The organism is Coprococcus intestinalis (assembly GCF_023656595.1).
GTDB classification, from domain to species: Bacteria; Bacillota; Clostridia; order Lachnospirales; family Lachnospiraceae; genus Coprococcus_A; species Coprococcus_A intestinihominis.
The window spans coordinates 51,622-65,580 of the sequence record NZ_JAMOKJ010000004.1; the positions used below are offsets into that span (position 1 = coordinate 51,622).

Below are 13,959 nucleotides of genomic sequence, written 5' to 3' on the forward strand. Positions count from 1 at the left end.
TATGGGTGATAAGAAGGTTATTATTACATTAGGGCGTGAATGCGGCAGCGGCGGTCATGAAATCGGTGAGAAGCTGTCGAAGAAGCTTGGTATTGCATTCTACGATAAGAATCTGATTGAGCTGGCAGCGAAACACAGTGGTTTGGATCTGAATGTATTAGGAGCAACGGATGAGAAGGCACCGAGTCCTTTTATTTCACCATATGCACCGACGATTGCGGATCAGCTGTACAGGGCGCAGAGCGATGTGATCCGTGATCTTTCAGAGAAGGAATCCTTTGTTATTGTTGGACGCTGTTCCAACAGTGTACTGGAAGATAGAGAAGATGTCCTGAATGTTTTTGTTTATGCACCGCTGAGAAACCGTGTCCATCGTGTCATGGAAAGGCATTTAATCGATTCTGAAGATAAGGCCCGCAAGGAAGTGCTGCGGACAGATAAGATCCGTCGTACATATTATCAGTACTATTCAGAATACCGTTGGGGCGAACACGAGAGCTATGATCTTATGATCGACAGTTCTGTATTTGGCATTGATGGTAGCGTTGATGTGATTGTGGATGCGATCAATAGAAAGTTCAGATAGACATTCCGAAGGAAATTCCGTCGAAGTGAATAAGTTTATATGACAAAGAGGCTGCTTTTGGCAGCCCCTTTTTAGGTTTTAGTTCCTTGGATAATAAAGTAAAGTGCATGATTAATAGATGCGGAATATCAGTCTGATGGTCATTAGTACAAAGCAGACAATCGCAACAATCAGTGCAGTCAGTCTGCGCAGATGTTTTCCTTTGAACAGCTCTGAACCTGAAATATCAATCTTTTTGTTGGATACCAGATTGATAATATGCTCAATATTCAGCAGCAAGATAACGACAATACATATAAGGGAAGCAATCCATAATGCAAAAATAAGAATGCCCTCCAGATTGTTTTTCTCTGCTGTAGATTTGACAGATAACACTTTATTAAATGTACTGCAGGTAAGCGTTGGTCCGTCAGCTGCGGCATCTTCAAAGGTATTGTTCTCGGTAAAGGCAGCTTTGAATCCTTTTGAATAACTTAACTTGTAGTGAATACCATTTTTGATCTGGGATCCCTTGAGAAATCCGGACAGATTCAGCGTATCCTCATAGGTACAGTGGATATTCCATGGATTCTTATGCTTCTCGGTACCGCCGGTAAACAGAGAATTTGTCAGTTCACCACTGTTGTTCTTATTGTCGTCAGATATATCAGATTCCCCGAGAACAGCCCGGGTCATTTTGGTCAGTTCATCCGCCGATTCTGCTGAAAGGACAATACTGTAGTTCGTATTGCTCAGTACATTTTCTGTATTGACAGTCATCTGATCCGGCCATTGCTCCGCTGCATTATTTAAGCGGTCTTCAATACTGCTGCCGATCAGATTGACGGCATCGGATGAAAGGTGAAATTCAAAGGTACGCTGGATGTTCGTATCGCTGTGGATGTCAGTTGTAATATCTACTTCATCAATATCGACGGCAAATCCCAGTACGGTTGTCACCTCATCTGCGGATGCGACGGTCATGGTTATTTCACAGGTATCGCTGCTGTAGGTGGATGATTCATCTTTCAAATAACCATAGGTGCTGCTGCAGCTTTCAACAGTGTATTCCGGAGATACATCCAGAATATAGGACATGGTCGTCCCTTCAGCTGTAAAATCCAGAAAATAACTGCCGTCATAATACTGTTTGATGGATTTCTTGGCAGAAAGGGATTCGGTATCTCCTTCTGTGGACACTTCAAAGACGGTATTATTGGTGTGCAGCGCTTTATTGACATTGGTAATGTAATTCTGAAGGGTGGCGGATTCAAAGGAGATCGTGTACGTTCTGGAACTGTCACCATCCTGATAGGTCATGGAAGCATTGTCTGGTACAAGGCCATCCATCAATGTCTTTAATCGGGTTCCGAGGGCGGCAACGACTTTGTTGCTGACGACATAGGTAATTCTGGCATCAACGGACTGGTCATCTGACAACTGAGCGGCAACGGAAACATTGTCAAAGGCATTGGACTTGATGGTAGAAATCTTGATATAGTCCTGCATTTCCATTGTTTCTCCGTTGAAAACAACTTCTGTTTTGCCGAGCTGGAAAATATCCTGGATGTTTTTGCCTTCCATAGCAGGGTATTCCTTGCTGATGGCATCCGCCAGCCAGTAAAACAGATCCATAGATGTGAAATTCTCTTCTATTGTATAGCCGTTTTTCAAAATAGAATGCGAATAATCAAAGTTGATGACAGGGGTGATGGCTGAATCTGTTGTGTTGCCGCTACAGATGGTTTCAATCTTCTTCTGATATTCATTCCTTGAAGCAAAGTCGATGATCATCTGAATCCGAACGCCGCCGTCTTCATTCTCGGTGGCTGTACAGTACATATCACCCGGCGTATACTGATTGATCATGTCTTCAAGCGCTGTCAGACTGCCGCCGAAGGCATACTTGTATGCGGCGGCGGGAATATCTGCTGTCATCTCACGGCTGCCGTTGAAGGTCGTATCCACAGTCAGTGTTGTGTTGATATCAATGTGACTGAGTTTTCCTGAACAGCCTGCCAGCATCAGTACAAGTAATGCACTGATGATAAAAAGAAATCGTTTCACTATTTTCACAGTTTCTATCACTCCTCTTCCACTGTGCAGGGGCCCGGTTACATTTTGCCAGCAAGGACAGACTTGTTGTGGATCAGATAATCAATCAATGAGATCACGGTCAGTGCCAGCGACAGATAAATCATGATCTGCTCGATCATATGAACGGCTGCTCCGCCAAAATTCGGGATCATGAAAATGATCGTGATCATTGTGACGGCCGTTTTATATTTGCCCCATATACCGGCTGCAATGACTGTACCGCCTTCAGCAGCAACAAGACGGAAGCCGCTGATAATAAATTCTCTGGCAATGATAATAAGAACAACCCATGTCGGCATACGATGCATATCCACAAAACAGATCAGTGCAGAGCAGACAAGCAGTTTATCTGCCAAGGGATCCATAAACTTGCCGAAATTGGTGATCAGATTATACTTTCGGGCTATCTTGCCGTCAAGCATATCCGTCAGGCTGGCAACGATAAATATAATCAAGGCAATATAAGGTGAAAATGAACCAATCCAGTCTGCACCAAGCAGAAAGAATACAAAGAAAGGAACAAGGATAACTCTTAAAACAGTCAGTTTATTCGGTAAATTCATAAATCACATCTCCTACCAGATCGTAATCCTGTGCATCTGTTATCTTAACTTTGACAATATCGCCGGAGATCATATCTTCTTCAGCATGAACAAAAACGTAACCATCCACATCAGGTGCATCTCTGTAAGTACGTCCGATATAGACATCCTCCTCCGGCAGACGTCCTTCAATCAGGACATCCACTGTCTTTCCGACCATTTCTTCGGATTTATCAAAGGCAATGGCCTGCTGAGCCATCATCAATGCATCACGGCGTGTCTCTTTGACAGCTTCATCAATTTGATCCGGCATCTGAGCGGCCGGTGTCCCTTCTTCTTCTGAATAAGTAAATACACCGAGGCGATCAAAACGCATATCTTTGACGAACTGCAGCACTTCCTGATGATCTGCTTCTGTTTCGCCCGGGAAACCGGCGATCAGCGTTGTTCGGAGGGCAATATCAGGGATTTCTTCTCTTAATTGTCCGATAATGCTTCTGAGTTCAGCCTGTGTTGTCCGTCTTCCCATCCGCTTTAAGACAGCATCACTGCCATGCTGAATCGGAAGATCAAGATAATGACAGATCTTCGGTTCCTCTTTGATGACCTGAATGAGTTCTTCATTAATCTCTTCAGGATAACAGTAGAGGACACGGATCCAGGAAAGACCTTCAATACGGCAGAGCCTTTTGAGGAGTTCCGGGAGCATTTTCTGTCCGTTGTAAAGATCTGTGCCGTAAACGGTTGTCTCCTGGGCAACGATATTCAGCTCCTTAACACCTTGGGCAGCCAGTGATTCGGCCTGTTTGATCAAATAATCCATAGAATGACTGCGGTAGGAACCACGAAGCTTTGGGATAATACAGTAAGTACAGTGCTTGTCACAGCCTTCGGCAATCTTCAGGTAACTGCTGTATCCGCCGGTTGTAATGATACGCTGAACATCCACTTCCGGCATGGCCTGAAGATCATCAAACTGTTTGACTTTCTGACCTTCTAAGACTTCAGCAACAACATCTGCGATATGCTGGTAGCTGGTTGTACCAATTACAGCATCTACTTCTTCAATCTCTGTCATGATCTCGTCTTTATAGCGTTCTGCCATGCATCCGGTGACAATCAGTGCCTTACATCTGCAGCTGTGTTTCATTTCAGCCATTTCAAGGATGGTCTGGATACTCTCCTCCTTGGCGTCATGGATGAAGCTGCATGTATTGACAACGATGATGTCTGCTTCTATTTCATCGTCCACCAGTGTAAAGCCGTGCGCCCGAAGAATGCCAAGCATGACTTCGGAATCCACAAGGTTTTTATCACAACCCAGGGAAACAAAAAAGATTGTCAGGTTATTGGAATTTGTATTACTCATAAATATTATCTCTCCGTTTTCTGGAGGCGTACAGCCTCTACACAATTATACATCAGCATGGCGATGGTCATTGGTCCCACACCGCCCGGTACCGGTGTAATAGCGCTGACAAGATCCATGACATCATCACGGTCTACATCACCGCAGAGTTTGTTCTGTTCATTTCGGTGAATACCTACGTCAATAACAACCGCACCTTCTTTAATATAACCGCGATTGAAGAATTTCGGCTTGCCGATAGCAGCAACAAGAATATCTGCACGTTTGCAGACTTCCTTTAAGTCCTTTGTGTGGGAATGACAGATGGTTACTGTTGCATTTTCACGAAGGAGAAGAATGGCCATCGGTTTACCGACGATATTGCTTCTGCCCACAACAACACATTCTTTGCCGTCGATATCGATATTGCTGCGTTTAAGAAGCTGAATAATGCCGGCCGGTGTACAGGAGACAAAACCGTCTTCACCTGTGACAAGGGCACCTACATTGCGTGGATGGAAGCCGTCAACATCCTTTAACGGGTGAATAGCCTCGATAATGTGTTTCTCGTTGATATGAGCCGGTACAGGCAATTGAACAAGGATACCATTGACATCCTTTCTGTTGTTGAGCTCATCGATCAATGTCAATAATTCCATTTCTGTTGTACTCTCAGGCAATTCGTATGCCAGGGAGCGGATACCGATATAAGCACAGGCTTTCTTCTTGTTGCCGACATAGACAGAGGAAGCAGGATCGTTTCCAACCTGGATCACTGCCAATGTCACTTCTGTGCCTTTTTTCTTCATTTCTGCGATTTCGGTTTTTAATTCATCTTTTATCTGGGAGGAGATTTTCTTCCCGTCAATCAAAAAAGCCATTTTACCAAACCTCCAGAGTATTTATTTTAAAAGGGGATACCTGTTTTTCAGGTATCCCCTTTACTATATCACATAAAAAATTACTATACAAGCTGTCAACTTTCTTAAATTTGTTCCTGTGCGGTTGTATATCTGCTTAGAATAAGCCTGTGATAACACCGTCTGTGGTGACATCAATACCCTCAGCAGCCGGTTTCTTCGGTAAGCCAGGCATTGTCATAATAGCGCCTGTAATGGCAACGACAAATCCTGCACCTGCAGATACATAAACTTCACGGATATTGACATTGAAGTTTTCAGGTCTTCCCAGAAGCTTAGGATCATCGGATAATGAATACTGATTCTTCGCCATGCAGACAGGCACATCGCCAAATCCCATTTCTGTAATTTTCTTCAGTGCTTTTTCTGCAGCAGGTGCATAAGTAACGGTTGCTGCACCGTAAATCTCTTTGGCAACTGTTTCGATCTTCTCTTTCAGAGACAGGCTGTTCTCATAAAGTACTTCAAAATGACTCTCCTTATGCTCAAGGGTATCGAGTACCTTCTCAGCCAATGCGATGCCGCCCTTGCCGCCTTTCTCCCAGACTTCGGAAAGTGCAAATTCACAGCCTCTTTCTTCACAGAAGTTCTTGACGAAATGAATCTCCTCTTCAGAATCTGTTATGAAAGCGTTCAATGTAACGACAATCGGAACGCCGTATTTCTGAAGGTTCTCAATATGCTTCTCAAGGTTGACAATACCTTTCTTCAGTGCTTCAAGATTTGGTACGGATGTCTCTGTCTTCGGAACGCCGCCGTTGTATTTCAAGGCACGAACTGTAGCAACCAGGACAACAGCATCCGGTTTCAGACCAGCCATACGACATTTGATATCGAAGAATTTCTCAGCACCGAGATCAGCACCAAAACCGGCTTCTGTTACAACGATATCTGCCATCTTAAGGGCAAGCTTTGTTGCACGCACACTATTGCAGCCATGAGCGATATTGGCAAATGGTCCGCCGTGGACGATGGCCGGTGTATGTTCCAGGGTCTGGATCAGATTCGGCTTCAACGCATCCTTCAGGAGTGCTGCCATAGCACCAACCGCATTCAGATCTCCGGCTGTAACAGGTTCGCCGGCACGGTTGTAAGCAACAATAATCTTTGCCAGACGGTGCTTCAGATCTTCCATATCATCTGCCAAGCAAAGAATAGCCATGATCTCAGAGGCAACCGTGATGACAAAGTGATCTTCACGTACAACCCCATCCATCTTGTTGCCAAGGCCGACAACAACATTTCTGAGAACACGATCATTCATATCGAGACATCGTTTCCAGATAATCTGTCTGGTATCGATATCCAGTGCATTGCCCTGTTGGATGTGATTGTCCATCATTGCTGCCAGAAGATTGTTGGCAGATGTAATGGCATGAAAATCACCTGTAAAATGCAGGTTCAGGTCTTCCATTGGTACAACCTGTGCGTAACCGCCGCCGGCAGCACCGCCTTTAATGCCGAAGCAAGGGCCGAGAGAAGGCTCTCTTAAGGCAATAACGGCTTTTTTGCCAAGCTGACCAAATGCTTCACCCAGACCGACAGTGGTTGTTGTCTTACCTTCGCCGGCCGGAGTCGGATTGATTGCAGTGACAAGCACAAGCTTGCCATTTGGATTGGATTGAACTTTCTTTAAATATTCATCTGAAAATTTTGCTTTATACTTACCGTATAATTCAAGGTCGTCTTCTTCCACACCGATAGATGCAGCGACATCTTTGATCGGGAGCATGGCTGTTTCCTGTGCAATTTCAATATCTGTTTTCATTCTAACTCCTCCTGCGTATTAAAGGTGAACGTTGTTCAAATCTTGTAACATGATGAGGAAGACCTCACCATGGTATCTTTCTCGATAGTACCATGATTCTTATAATAAGTATATTTAAAATTACTTATAGGATCTATTAGTAATACTTCTTACATGGCTTTTTGTTGAAAAAAACTATTGATTGCCATTGAGATAAGTTTCAAATTCCTCCATCGTCATCTTGATCTGACGCGGTTTGGTGCCAATTTCAGGCCCAACAACACCGGCTTCACAGAGCTGGTCCATAATACGGGCAGCACGGTTAAAACCAATCTTGTACACACGCTGCAGCATGCCGATGGACGCCTTATCTTTTTCAATGATGAAACGGCCGGCTTCTTCAAAATAAACATCTTTGTCACTGCCTGATGCGCCGGAAGGACTGCTGATGGCAGCTGTCTCTATGCTCTTTTTAATCGTCTCACTGTATACAGGTTGACTGGTAAGATGGGCACGGATAAAATCAGTGACACGCGCAATCTCATTTTCAGAAACAAAGGCACCCTGAACGCGGACCGGTTTCTGCAGGCCCTGTGGATAGAACAGCATGTCTCCGTTTCCCAGCAGCTTCTCAGCACCGTTCATGTCAAGAATAGTGCGTGAATCGACACCGGAGGATACGGAGAAAGCGATACGTGACGGTACGTTGGCTTTGATCAGGCCGGTAATAACATTGACAGATGGACGCTGTGTGGCAATAATCAGATGAATACCTGCTGCACGGGCCAGCTGGGCCAGTCGGCAGATGGCATCTTCAACTTCGGATTGAGCGACCATCATCAGGTCTGCCAGCTCGTCGATGATAATGATAATCTGCGGCATCTTCTTGTGCTGTTCACTTTCGTATGGGAGATTCTCCACACGGGCATTATAACTCTTCAAGTCTTTGGCACCGATTTCGGCAAATTTATTGTAGCGGTCCATCATAGTATTTACTGCCCAGTTCAGGGAACCGGCGGCTTTCTTCGGATCCGTAACAACAGGGATCAACAGATGCGGGAGACCGTTATAAACATTCAATTCCACCACTTTCGGGTCGATCATGATCATTTTGACCTCATTCGGATCGGCCCTGAAGAGAATGCTCATAATGATCGTATTGATACAGACGGATTTACCGGAACCCGTTGCACCAGCGATCAGCAAATGCGGCATCTTTTCAATATCAGCAACAACCGTCTGGCCGCCGATATCTTTGCCCACGGCAAAAGCCAGTTTGGACTTTGCCTGCTTACACTTGTCGGACTCAAGAAGATCACGCAGATGCACCATTTCCTTGTGGGTATTCGGAACTTCAATACCGACGGCTGCTTTGCCCGGGATTGGCGCCTCAATTCGGATATCTGCAACTGCCAGATTCAGCTTGATATCATCAGACAGACTGACAATACGGCTAACTTTCACACCCTGATCCGGTTGGAGTTCATATCTGGTAACTGCCGGACCGCAGCTGACATTGGTTACCTGGACACCTACACCAAAACTTTCAAATGTCTGCTGAAGCTTCAGCGCAGTCTGTTTCAGGGATGCGGCTGTCTGTTGATTGCCGCTGCCTTTTCCCTGATCAAGAAGATCCAGTGGCGGAAATTCGTATTTTTCAATCTCTTCTTCTACAATTTCAAGGGGTTCATCAGAACCGGAAGCTGTATCCTCTACAGTTCCTTTCGCAGTTGTATGATGCGAAGGGGATGAAGTGCGGGCGGCTGTCGGTGATACAGTTGTCTGCTGTTGGGTCTGTGCAGCCGGAGAAACGTCCTCAGGTTGTATGTCCGCCACTTCTGTATTGATGTTTCCTGTTGTTTCAGGAATCTCGGACAGAATCTTGGAGATATCGATAAATGTATCGTCTGTATTAACCGGTGTTTCCTCCGGCAATCCTTCTATTTCCAACTCCAGATCATCAGGAGACAAAATAGTTCTGGCAATGACCGGCTTGCCTTTTGGCTTTTTGTCTTCGACAGTCTCAGTCTCCGGTTCTGATTCCGCTTCGGATGGGATATCCCGGCTCAGGTTGGACATGATATCTGATATGGAAGCAGAAGGTGCCTTTACAGAAGATTTGCCGGAAACATGTCCGGTCATAAATTCAGGAATCTGAATATGCAACGGCTGGACAGACTGTCCCTGATCAAAACTGTCAAGGGACGGCTGTTTGGAATCGTCAGAAATGACCGCTGTCTCAGCGGATGAAGCTGACTCTTCGGTATAAGTCTGCAAAACGGGTTCTGATGAAGATGCCGGTGCAGGATCCTTGGACTTGACATTTTCCTTTTTCCTTGACGGGATAATGATATTGGCTGCCTTTTTCTTAGGCTGTATGGAAACGGTTTCTTCATCAATATTTTCATATGCTTCATCCTCAGGCAGGCTGTCTTCTTCAGCTGCCTTCGCTTCCATACGGGCAAGACGTTCGCGGGCCCGTTTCTCACGCCATGCGTTGAAGTGCTGTCCCATATCGGTCATCATATGTCCGATTAAAGTGCCCAGGCGGATAAAAATCCGTTTGCCGGTAATCAATACACCGGAAACCAGCATCAGACATACAAGAATAACGGTAGATCCGGCACGTCCAAAGGCATTGAAAAGAACCCAGCTCAGACTGAACCCGATCAGACCGCCGCCGTTGTGAGCAGCAGCTGAATTGAGAAAACCATCCAGTACAGAGGCTGTGCCGTCAAAAGAACTATCAGCCAGTGCCATCAATGCCATGATCATAATCAGGAAAACAGTGGCTGCTGTCAATTTAATCCGTGCAAGACGACTGCCGCGGTTGGATATGTGAAAGGCGCTGCCGATAAAAAGAAGAAAAGGAAGCGCATAAGCAACAAATCCGAAAAGGCCAAAAAAGAGATAGGCCGCTTTGTCTCCGACTCTTCCGCCAAGGCCAAACACGCTGAGTAAGATGAGAATTGAAACTGCAAGGATAATGATCAATTTGATCTCATCTCCCACAGGTTCTGTATATTCACTGACTTGCATGCGCGATGCCTTTGTATTGGCAGATTTCCCGGATGTGTTCCGCTTCTTTCCGGCGGATGATTTCCTTGTTGTAGTTGTTTTTCTGGTCGATGCAGTACGGCGTTTGACTTCACTGCTCTGCTTTCCCGCCATCTAATCACTCCTTTATAAAATCAGTAAAAATAAATATTCAGTCAAATTGCAGTTTGAAATAGTGATCTGGAAAATAAATGCGAAATATCAATGACCTTTGATATTCCGCATTATCAGAATCTTATTATCTTAATGTAAATCAGCCTTTTACGAAATAGGCAATAATGGCAATGATACCTACGACTGCACAGTAATAAGCAAAATACTGGAACTTATTGGAACGTACAATATAGATCATCAGCTTGATACATATGTAACCAACAACACCGGCAACGATCATACCAATAAAATAGTAAGCAATTGAACTGCCGGCAACTGCAGCAGCATCAAAATGTCTCAGCTCCAGAATGTTGGCACCCAAAATTGCAGGAAGTGAAGCCAGGAATGAATACTTAACAGCGTAAGCACGGTCGAAACCAAGCATCAGACAGGCTGTAATAGTTGTTCCGGAACGGGAAAGGCCAGGAAATGTTGCAAAACCCTGAGCAACACCAATAACAGCGGCGTTCGCATAAGTCGTCTTCTTCACTTTCTTGTGGCCACTTGGACGTGTGTCGGAAATCAGAAGAAGAATGGCTGTGATCACAAGACAGATACCTGGAACAAGTAATGTCTGTGAAGCTCTTTCAATCAGAGAGCTGAAAGCCACACCCATAATGCCTGTTGGAATCGTCGTAATGAGAATCAGTACAACAAACTTCTTGTAAGCACTGTTGATCAGACGGCGATAAGCGGTATGCTCTCCATTCTTCTTGTTGCCGATCCATGTCTTGAAATTGGCAATAATGTCAAATAACAATTGAAATGCGGCAACGATCAGATTGCGGACATCCTTCCAGTAAACAATGCAGACGGCAACCAGTGTGCCAAGATGCAGCATTGTATCAAATAAAAGGCCTGTTTCTGTATTCACATTGAAAATAATCTTGAACAGAGCCAAATGTCCGGAACTGCTGACCGGAAGAAATTCGGTCGCACCCTGAATGATACCCATTAAAATTGACTGCAGTAAACTCATATAAAAATTCCTCCAAATTATTCATAGCGAAGTATCATAAAAAAGAGGCTGCTGCCCGTTGTCTGCAACAACCTCTTACACGCTATTTGCATTTTACTACATATTGAAAGCTTTAACAAGAGCGAATTTGAAATTCGTCAATCATTTCGTTTAATTTGGCCAGGGCATTGCTGATTCCGCCAATGGCATCAATAAGGCCGCAGTCAACGGTTTCCTGACCGTCAAGAACGGTTCCGACATCTTTGGCCAGCTTGCTTGTATCAAGCATCAGCTTTTTCAGATGGCTTTTGGCGATACGGGAATTGGTGACAATAAAATTCAAAATGCGTTCCTGTATACGCTCGAAATATTCATATGTCTGTATCACACCAATAACCATGCCATTCATTCTGACAGGATGAATGATCATGGTTCCGCTGGGTACGATGAAAGAATAGTCCGCTGAGACAGCCAGCGGAACCCCGATTGAGTGACTGCCGCCAAGTACAAGAGATACTGTCGGTTTGCTTATGGAGGCTATCATCTCGGCAATGGCAAGGCCGGCTTCCACATCTCCACCCATGGTGTTCAAAAGAACAAGGATGCCGTCGATGTCGCAGCTGTCTTCTGCCATGGCCAATTGTGGGAGAACGTGTTCGTACTTGGTGGTTTTGACATTTCCCGGAGATTGCTCATGACCTTCTACTTCACCAATAATGGATAACAGAAAGATGCGATGTTTGCCTGCATTGGCCTTTAAAACAACCTGCCCGTATTCACGGATCTGTTCATCCTGGGTAGGTTTGTCAGATTCATTGGATTCATTTTCCTGCATGATCGGATACTCCTTTTTTAGACAGTGTGTCCGATCACGGATATTTTATTCATTGATCTGTATTCTTGACGTATCGGCTGTTTCGCCGGATGCAGTGGTATCTTCTGTGTCTGATTCTGTTTCAGATGGCAGTGCTGAACCTGATGTAGCCGAGGAATTCTTTTGAATATAATCCGTTACAACAGAAGCAATGGTCCGATATGTACCGATGCGTCCGGTAGCTTCTGAACGATAACCCAGGGTGTCCGCCAGTATATTCGTGGTGGCAACAATATATGTTCGTGCATCGTCCAGCTTGTGACCATCGATCATAATATCGGATAAACGGCTTCCGATGGCAGTTGAGGCATTAAAGGTATATGAAATACCCGAAACCTGAAGAAAACCGTCTGCATTTGGATAATTATTAAAGCTGTTCTCTAGGGCGGTCCTCAGATCGCCGCCGGTCATTTTACAGGTGACAAGATATAACTGGTCGTCAAACAGGTTCTGGACCTGTCCTTTTGAAACAATACCATTGGCCAGTGTACCGGAAATCGATTGATCCGGCATGAGTGCAACAACTGCGCCGTCCGATGCAGCTGCATCCAGCATAGCGTCTGCGGTCAGGTTGCCGATGCCTGTTTCAGCTAAATGATAGGTCCGGACATCGCTGTCAGTGGAGCCATCTTCTAATGTGTCGGCTGTTTCATCTGATGTGTCTGATTCTGTTTCAGCTGTGTCGGCAGCTGTATCGGTCGACAGAGTGATAGAACCTGCATGTTCAGAGGCATTGGTATCAGCTGAACGGACAACACTTGCCACCGCATCAGCTACAGACTGTTCTGCCGATAAGCTGTTGTAATCAGAAGATGTATAGAACTGACTGTCAACAGAAACATCTGACCGGTTAATATCAAGGCTGGCGACACCGATTACATTGCCTTTTGTGCCGGCAGAAGTAATGACTGTACCGTTGTCTGCTGTATTGGCAAAAGCTTCAGAAGCGCCGCTTTCAATGACAATGCTGACACCGTCTATTGCGGCAAGTGCATTCGTGATATCTTCGCTGCCTGTGTAGGTAAGAACGATCACTGCATCTGTCTTCCCGGACATCTGACCAAGGACATTCTTCACGGTTTCTACAGGGTCGGCCACTGTCAGACTGCTCTTTTGTGCCTGAGTCTGACTGAGACCGGTGGTTACACCGATCACACCGATACGAACACTGTTGATATTCAGAATCTTGTAGTTTTCAAAAACCGTACTGCCATCGGCCTTGGTGATATTGGCTGCAAGAAATGGAAAACTGGCTTTGGATCGGAGAGATGAAAGGGTATCTGCACCATAAACAAAATCCATTGGACCGGGTACCATTGCATCATATTGCATTGTATTCATCAAAGAAAGAATGGACTGGCCATTGTCCATTTCAGCGATAACACTGTCTCCAAGACAGTTGCCTGCATCAAGAAGCAGGACATGATCACCTTCGGAGGACAGCTTATGGCTGAGGGCAGCAACTTTTTCGTAACCGGCGTATTGTCCGTCTGAATAGGTGATCTGCCCCTGCATATCGCTTGTGTAAATAATCCTGAGGGTAGCATTTCTGTCCGGACGCAGGATCGTATGCGCAATCAAAGCAACAAGTATAATCACAATAAGGACTATAATTATGTAGAAATGGCGTCTACTCAGGTGTTCAGTCTGTACAGTGTCCTGCTGGCTGTGTATGTTGTTTTTTTTCATGAAAAAGGC

General features: G+C 45.1%; 10 protein-coding genes. 1 reads left to right on the forward strand and 9 read right to left on the reverse strand.

The window, feature by feature from the left end; all coding sequences use genetic code 11:
• The first annotated feature begins 1 nt into the window (after nucleotide 1).
• Entirely contained in the window at nucleotides 2-586 is a 585-nt protein-coding gene (locus NBH03_RS04365; RefSeq protein ID WP_250797500.1) for a cytidylate kinase-like family protein, read from the forward strand.
• Nucleotides 587-697: 111 nt separating this feature from the next.
• On the opposite strand, the gene NBH03_RS04370 is transcribed toward NBH03_RS04365, so the two are convergent.
• The 9 genes from NBH03_RS04370 to NBH03_RS04410 form a co-directional block, all read right to left on the reverse strand.
• Nucleotides 698-2,641: a hypothetical protein gene (locus tag NBH03_RS04370; protein ID WP_250797503.1), complete on the reverse strand. Its 1,944-nt coding sequence runs from the start codon at nucleotides 2,639-2,641 to the stop codon at nucleotides 698-700.
• Between the two features lie 38 nt (nucleotides 2,642-2,679).
• Complete coding sequence (gene pgsA, locus NBH03_RS04375) at nucleotides 2,680-3,225, reverse strand: CDP-diacylglycerol--glycerol-3-phosphate 3-phosphatidyltransferase (RefSeq protein WP_015514288.1); 546 nt, start codon at nucleotides 3,223-3,225, stop codon at nucleotides 2,680-2,682.
• Nucleotides 3,209-4,549, reverse strand: coding sequence for a 30S ribosomal protein S12 methylthiotransferase RimO (gene rimO, locus NBH03_RS04380; RefSeq protein WP_250797903.1), 1,341 nt, complete (start codon nucleotides 4,547-4,549; stop codon nucleotides 3,209-3,211). Before rimO ends, pgsA begins: the two co-directional genes overlap by 17 nt.
• A 29-nt stretch (nucleotides 4,550-4,578) precedes the next feature.
• Nucleotides 4,579-5,433 (reverse strand): bifunctional methylenetetrahydrofolate dehydrogenase/methenyltetrahydrofolate cyclohydrolase FolD, encoded by an 855-nt coding sequence (folD, locus tag NBH03_RS04385; protein ID WP_250797509.1) that lies wholly within the window; start codon nucleotides 5,431-5,433, stop codon nucleotides 4,579-4,581.
• A 136-nt stretch (nucleotides 5,434-5,569) separates the two neighbouring features.
• On the reverse strand, nucleotides 5,570-7,240 hold the full coding sequence (locus NBH03_RS04390) for a formate--tetrahydrofolate ligase (protein WP_117526958.1): 1,671 nt from the start codon (nucleotides 7,238-7,240) through the stop codon (nucleotides 5,570-5,572).
• Nucleotides 7,241-7,414: 174 nt separating this feature from the next.
• Nucleotides 7,415-10,390 carry a DNA translocase FtsK gene (locus NBH03_RS04395; RefSeq protein WP_250797513.1) on the reverse strand — a complete coding sequence of 992 codons (2,976 nt, stop codon included), beginning with the start codon at nucleotides 10,388-10,390 and terminating at the stop codon, nucleotides 7,415-7,417.
• A 139-nt stretch (nucleotides 10,391-10,529) separates the two neighbouring features.
• A complete protein-coding gene (locus NBH03_RS04400) occupies nucleotides 10,530-11,408 on the reverse strand; it encodes an undecaprenyl-diphosphate phosphatase (RefSeq protein ID WP_250797515.1) in 879 nt (292 codons plus the stop codon).
• A 112-nt stretch (nucleotides 11,409-11,520) separates the two neighbouring features.
• The gene (locus NBH03_RS04405) at nucleotides 11,521-12,222 is read right to left on the reverse strand and encodes a ClpP family protease (RefSeq protein ID WP_250797524.1); all 702 of its coding nucleotides are present in this window, start codon (nucleotides 12,220-12,222) and stop codon (nucleotides 11,521-11,523) included.
• A 45-nt stretch (nucleotides 12,223-12,267) separates the two neighbouring features.
• Nucleotides 12,268-13,950 (reverse strand): bifunctional metallophosphatase/5'-nucleotidase, encoded by a 1,683-nt coding sequence (locus tag NBH03_RS04410; protein WP_250797527.1) that lies wholly within the window; start codon nucleotides 13,948-13,950, stop codon nucleotides 12,268-12,270.
• Nucleotides 13,951-13,959: the final 9 nt, after the last annotated feature.

Coding starts and splice junctions, on each gene's coding strand:
- NBH03_RS04400 (WP_250797515.1), bottom strand. CDS start 11,408: ATGAGTTTACTGCAGTCAATTTTAATGGGTATCATTCAGGGTGCGACC.
- NBH03_RS04410 (WP_250797527.1), bottom strand. CDS start 13,950: ATGAAAAAAAACAACATACACAGCCAGCAGGACACTGTACAGACTGAA.
- NBH03_RS04395 (WP_250797513.1), bottom strand. CDS start 10,390: ATGGCGGGAAAGCAGAGCAGTGAAGTCAAACGCCGTACTGCATCGACC.
- NBH03_RS04390 (WP_117526958.1), bottom strand. CDS start 7,240: ATGAAAACAGATATTGAAATTGCACAGGAAACAGCCATGCTCCCGATC.
- NBH03_RS04405 (WP_250797524.1), bottom strand. CDS start 12,222: ATGCAGGAAAATGAATCCAATGAATCTGACAAACCTACCCAGGATGAA.
- pgsA (WP_015514288.1), bottom strand. CDS start 3,225: ATGAATTTACCGAATAAACTGACTGTTTTAAGAGTTATCCTTGTTCCT.
- NBH03_RS04365 (WP_250797500.1), top strand. CDS start 2: ATGGGTGATAAGAAGGTTATTATTACATTAGGGCGTGAATGCGGCAGC.
- folD (WP_250797509.1), bottom strand. CDS start 5,433: ATGGCTTTTTTGATTGACGGGAAGAAAATCTCCTCCCAGATAAAAGAT.